This window comes from Hwanghaeella sp. LZ110, from assembly GCF_048892525.1.
GTDB lineage: Bacteria > Pseudomonadota > Alphaproteobacteria > UBA8366 > Aestuariispiraceae > Pacificispira.
The window spans coordinates 1-1,520 of record NZ_JBLZHT010000023.1 but is presented as its reverse complement, the minus strand read 5'-3'; the positions used below and the strand labels follow the sequence as shown (position 1 = coordinate 1,520).

Below are 1,520 nucleotides of genomic sequence, written 5' to 3'. Positions count from 1 at the left end.
AGCTCTTTGGCAGCTCCCCCAGGCTTATCGCAGCCTAACACGTCCTTCATCGCCTCCATGCGCCAAGGCATCCACCAAACGCCCTTAGCATACTTCCAACCTAACCCCCGTATGAGGATAAAAGTCGTATGTTTAGTCTCTCACTCGCCGCGGCCCAAAGGCCTTGGCTTACGGCCTCTCGGCCGACCCGCAGTCGCGGGCTGATCTCGGTGATTGGTAATCACCTTTGATTCAGTCAGACGCATGCAACACGGCATCTTCACAGATCCCGCACAACAAACACCAAGTGATATCCTCTACACTCAACCTTACGCCCCAAAATCGGGAACCAGGGTACACAACTCATATTCAACGCATATTCTCCAAGACGTCTTGCGAGAGAACATCGCCGATCTCTTTCTTACAAAATCAATCACAGCATGTCTCAAACGCAAAACCCAAAAACATGAACTTACACCCACATTATACAGCTCCGTTCAGACACATCCGCCGGTCCATGACACACCGTCTTGCGACGACAAGCCTTTCGACCAACCGATCTATCCGTCCGAAGCCAGTGCAGATGCATTCCTGCTTTTAGCTTCAAAACACCCTCTTCACCATGTCAAATAACCAACTTCCAGACACATCCAGATCCCAAAGGATCCAGTCTGAGCCCGAACTCGTGCTCTTCTCGCTAAGTAGATTTTTGCTCCCGATCAACTCACCTGACCCTGCGCCCTGATCTTGCTGCAATCACGCGCGCCGGGTTGGCCGGCGGCGGCGCGCAAAATAAATGGTGGGCCTGGGTAGATTCGAACTACCGACCTCACCCTTATCAGGGGTGCGCTCTAACCAACTGAGCTACAGGCCCTCCGTATTCCTAATCGTTATACGGCCATCGCCTCGTCTGCTGTAATCCCGCGCGCCGGGTTGGCCGGCGGCGGCGCGCAAACTAAACTTGGTGGAGCCAGACGGGATCGAACCGACGACCCCCTGCTTGCAAAGCAGGTGCTCTCCCAGCTGAGCTATGGCCCCTTAACCAGGCCCGAAGTGTATTTTTACGCAAATGCGTCGTCGTGATCAAAGATCACTCGGGATTTGCTTAATGCGCAAATGCGTCGTCGCAAACCGCGTTTGCTCGGGATTTGCTTAATGCGCAAATGCACCACACAAACTCTCATTTGCTAACACATCTGCTCAATACACCCTGATCGGATCTACTTAGCGGAAGGGATACGAGGTTGGCAGCAGTCCAAATAACTGCAAATACCCTCTTCATCCTTGATGAAGTGCAAAGACCCATCTGAACGGGTCCGTGCGACATGATCCTGTCATGTCTTTGTTTGGTGATCCCACATGGATTGATTTCCATGTAAAGATCACCTGTCTATGGGATATCGCAGAGAGACCGAAGTCCCTACCACAACAATCCTTAGAAAGGAGGTGATCCAGCCGCAGGTTCCCCTACGGCTACCTTGTTACGACTTCACCCCAGTCGCTGACCTTACCGTGGCCGGCTGCCTCCTTGCGGTTAGCGC

The 1,520-nt window shown here is 52.9% G+C and carries 2 tRNA genes and 2 rRNA genes; all 4 read right to left on the bottom strand.

Features of this window, described 5'->3' with window-relative positions:
• Window positions 1-98, bottom strand: a 23S ribosomal RNA gene (locus tag ACOSDM_RS20025); the annotation flags it as partial.
• Between the two features lie 678 nt (window positions 99-776).
• Window positions 777-853 (bottom strand) — tRNA-Ile (locus ACOSDM_RS20020).
• Between the two features lie 88 nt (window positions 854-941).
• Window positions 942-1,017, bottom strand: a tRNA-Ala gene (locus ACOSDM_RS20015).
• A gap of 401 nt (window positions 1,018-1,418) precedes the next feature.
• A 16S ribosomal RNA gene (locus ACOSDM_RS20010) occupies window positions 1,419-1,520 on the bottom strand; the annotation flags it as partial.